Genomic DNA, 3,532 nt, shown 5'->3' with positions numbered 1-3,532 from the left:
AATCATCAGGAGACATTGCTCCTTCATCTTCAATAAAAACACCTAAAGGAGAATCATCTTCTTCTCCGATTGGTGTTTCTAAAGAAACTGGCTCTAAAGAGATCTTTTGGATTTCTCGAACTTTCTCAGGTGTCATTCCATCCATTTTTTCAGCAATTTCTTCAGCACTTGGTTCACGACCTAATTCCTGAATCAACTGGCGTTGAATTCTAGTTAATTTATTGATTGTTTCTACCATATGTACTGGAATACGAATTGTTCTAGCCTGATCAGCTATAGCTCTAGTAATTGCCTGACGAATCCACCAGGTAGCATATGTTGAAAACTTAAACCCTTTGGTATAATCAAATTTTTCAACAGCCTTGATCAATCCCATATTTCCTTCTTGAATCAAATCCAAAAATAACATTCCACGACCAACATACCTTTTAGCTATTGATACAACTAAACGTAAATTAGCAGCAGCAAGTTCCTTTTTAGCAACTTCATCACCCTCTAAGATCTTTTTCGCCAAATCAATTTCTTCATCATGTGATAATAATTCAACTCTACCAATTTCTTTTAGATACATTTTTACAGGATCATTGATCTTAACATTGCTGCCTAATTGATTTTGATCCAATTCAGCATCAGCATCTGCAACTTGATACATATGTAGTGTATCTCCAGTCATCATATCGAAATCACCAGCAAAATCTAAATCAGGAGTATCATCATCTAAACCTAGATCATCATCTAAATCAAGATCCACATCTAAATCAGCTGGTACACCTGCCAATAATAAATCATCTTCAACATCTAAATCATCTAATCCATCATCAGAAATAATAATATCATTATTCCCTATAAATTCTAATAATTCTTCCGCAAGTTCATCATTTAAATCATAAGTAGACAAATAATTATCAATTTGATCTTGTGTTAGAATTCCATCACCTTTTTTTGCATCATCTAAGACTATTTTCTTTAAATCATCAAACGATACTCCTACAACATTTTTCTTCTTCATACTTTACTCCTTATCTTTTAATGCTATGATTTCTTTTAATATCTGTGCTTTTTGTTTAGGATCAAATGTATCCTTTAAAGCTTTAGTTAACTCTTCTATTTTAATTTTTACTGTTTTTTCTTTAATTATCCCAATATAATCTTCTATTGCTTTACTATCTTGTAATTCTGGCAACTCTAATTGTGATATCTCCACTATATTTTTAACAAGATTTTCATCTTCAATACTACTAATCAAATCGGCAACTTCTAAAACTACTTCCTGACGATAATAATCAACTATATATGAAGCAATAATACGATAAGTATCATTAAACATAAAACCTGCTTTTGCCTCATACATCATTGCGACATTTTTATCATTCATCATGTAGTATAATAAATCACGTTCCGCTCTTACATACTTATCAATTAAGCGAACACTTTTTTGATATGGAATATAGTTATTTGGATTAACCTGTTCTATTTTAGAAATAGATTTATTACTGATTAATCTTGTAATTGTTTCTTTTGAAAAACCAGATTTTTTTTCTAACTGCAGGATATAATAATCTTGATCGATCATATCTGTAAGATTACTTATTTCTTTTGCAATTGTCTCTAAATATTTTTTACGCTCCTCATAATTATCCATATTAGCCATTTCATAGTAATAATTCATTTTAAAATCTAAAGATGAAAGTGGATTTTTAATTAATGATACTAATTCATCAGTACCTTTTTTATCTAAAAATTCATCTGGATCTAAATTTTCTGGTAAATCAATAACCTTTACCGTAAAACCTTCCTGTAATAAGATATCAATACTTTTAATTGTCGCATTCTTACCCGCCTGGTCACCATCAAGGCATAAATAAACTGTCTTGCTGAGACGTTTTAAGAGTGATATATGACCTTTAGTTAAAGCAGTTCCCATAATTGCAACAGCATTTTTTATTCCTGCTTTATACAAGGCAATAACATCCATGAATCCCTCATTAATAATCACAAAACCTGCTTGTCTTGTCTCTTCAATAACACGATGATAATTATATAATGTTTCTCCTTTTATAAATATATCAGATTCAGGGGAATTCATATATTTAGATTCATTTTGACTTTTTTGATATATTCTTCCACTAAAACCGACAACTCGCCCATTTACATCATGTAAAGGAAACATGATTCGATTACTAAAACGATCATATCCCACATTTGATTCAATTATTAATCCAGATTCATACATTGATACTTTATTAAAATCCATTTTCTCAAATGCCTTTAATAGAATATTATTGCTAGGTGCATATCCAATTTCAAACATCTCAATAATTTCATCAGTTATTTTTCGTTTAGTTAAATATTCTTTTGCTTCAATTGCTAATTTAGTATTTAAATAATGATTATATATTTTATTTGCTTCATCATGCATTTTGTATAATGGCTCAAGTTTTTGGTCAACAGGCTGAACTCTTTTTTCAAGATTATATTCACTGATATCTACATTTCCCATTGAAGCGACCATTTTGACTGCTTCAATATAAGGAATCTTTAAATAATTTTTTAAAAACGTAAAAACATTTCCTCCATTATGACAAACAAAACACATATATATCTGTCTTTCAGGTGAGATCGACATCGAAGGATGGCTATCATCATGAAATGGACAAAGAGAAACATAATTACGACCTTTTTTTTGTAACGAAAGATAATTGCCAATGACATCAACAATATCAACACTCTGTCGGATCTCATTAATTTTTTCTGCTGATAACCTTGGCATTAATACTCCTCCTTATTAGAATGTGACTTTCTTATTAAGATAATTCACTAATTCATCAATTGGTAACCTAACTTGTTCCATTGTATCACGATCACGTACTGTAACTGCATTATCTTCCATCGTATCAAAATCTACAGTTATACAATATGGAGTTCCAATTGCATCCTGGCGACGATATCGTTTACCAATTTGTCCAGCAACATCATATTCACAACTAAAATATTTAGCTAACATACTATAGATTTCAGTAGCTTTTTCACTTTGTTTTTTAGTTAATGGTAAAATAGCAACTTTATATGGTGCTATAGCTGGATGCAATTTCATTACAATTCTAGTTTCTCCATCTTCTAGTAATTCTTCTTCATAACTATCACATAGTACAGATAAGAATAAACGATCTGCTCCAACAGATGGTTCAATTACATAAGGAATATACTTTTCATTAGTTGTTGGATCTAAATACTCTAATGATTTTTTTGAATGATTTTGATGTTGCGTCAAATCATAATCAGTACGATCAGCAATACCCCATAACTCACCCCAACCAAATGGGAAATTATATTCAACATCACATGTTCCTTTTGAATAAAATGATAATTCTTCTTTTTCATGGTCTCTAAAACGTAAATTTTCTTCTTTTAAACCTAAATCTTTTAAGAATTGTTTACAATACTCTTTCCAATATTCAAACCATTCTAAATCAGTACCTGGTTTACAGAAAAATTCTAATTCCATTTGTTCAAATTCACGCATTCTAAAAAT

General features: G+C 30.1%; 3 protein-coding genes. All 3 read right to left on the bottom strand.

All coding sequences use genetic code 11. From position 1 onward, the window contains the following. Nucleotides 1-1,009: sigma-70 family RNA polymerase sigma factor (locus ACLR9T_RS13560; RefSeq protein WP_413110034.1), on the bottom strand; the 1,009-nt coding region annotated here is incomplete at its 3' end. Between the two features lie 3 nt (nucleotides 1,010-1,012). Beyond that, entirely contained in the window at nucleotides 1,013-2,770 is a 1,758-nt protein-coding gene (gene dnaG, locus ACLR9T_RS13555) for a DNA primase (RefSeq protein WP_413110033.1), read from the bottom strand. A 15-nt stretch (nucleotides 2,771-2,785) separates the two neighbouring features. Further along, nucleotides 2,786-3,532 (bottom strand): glycine--tRNA ligase (locus ACLR9T_RS13550; protein ID WP_413110032.1); only part of this gene is annotated, 747 nt, incomplete at its 5' end.

The organism is Thomasclavelia sp. (genome assembly GCF_047249845.1).
GTDB lineage: Bacteria > Bacillota_I > Bacilli_A > Erysipelotrichales > Coprobacillaceae > Thomasclavelia.
The sequence above is the reverse complement of the archived record's forward strand: the minus strand, read 5'-3'. Positions and strand labels throughout refer to the sequence as shown.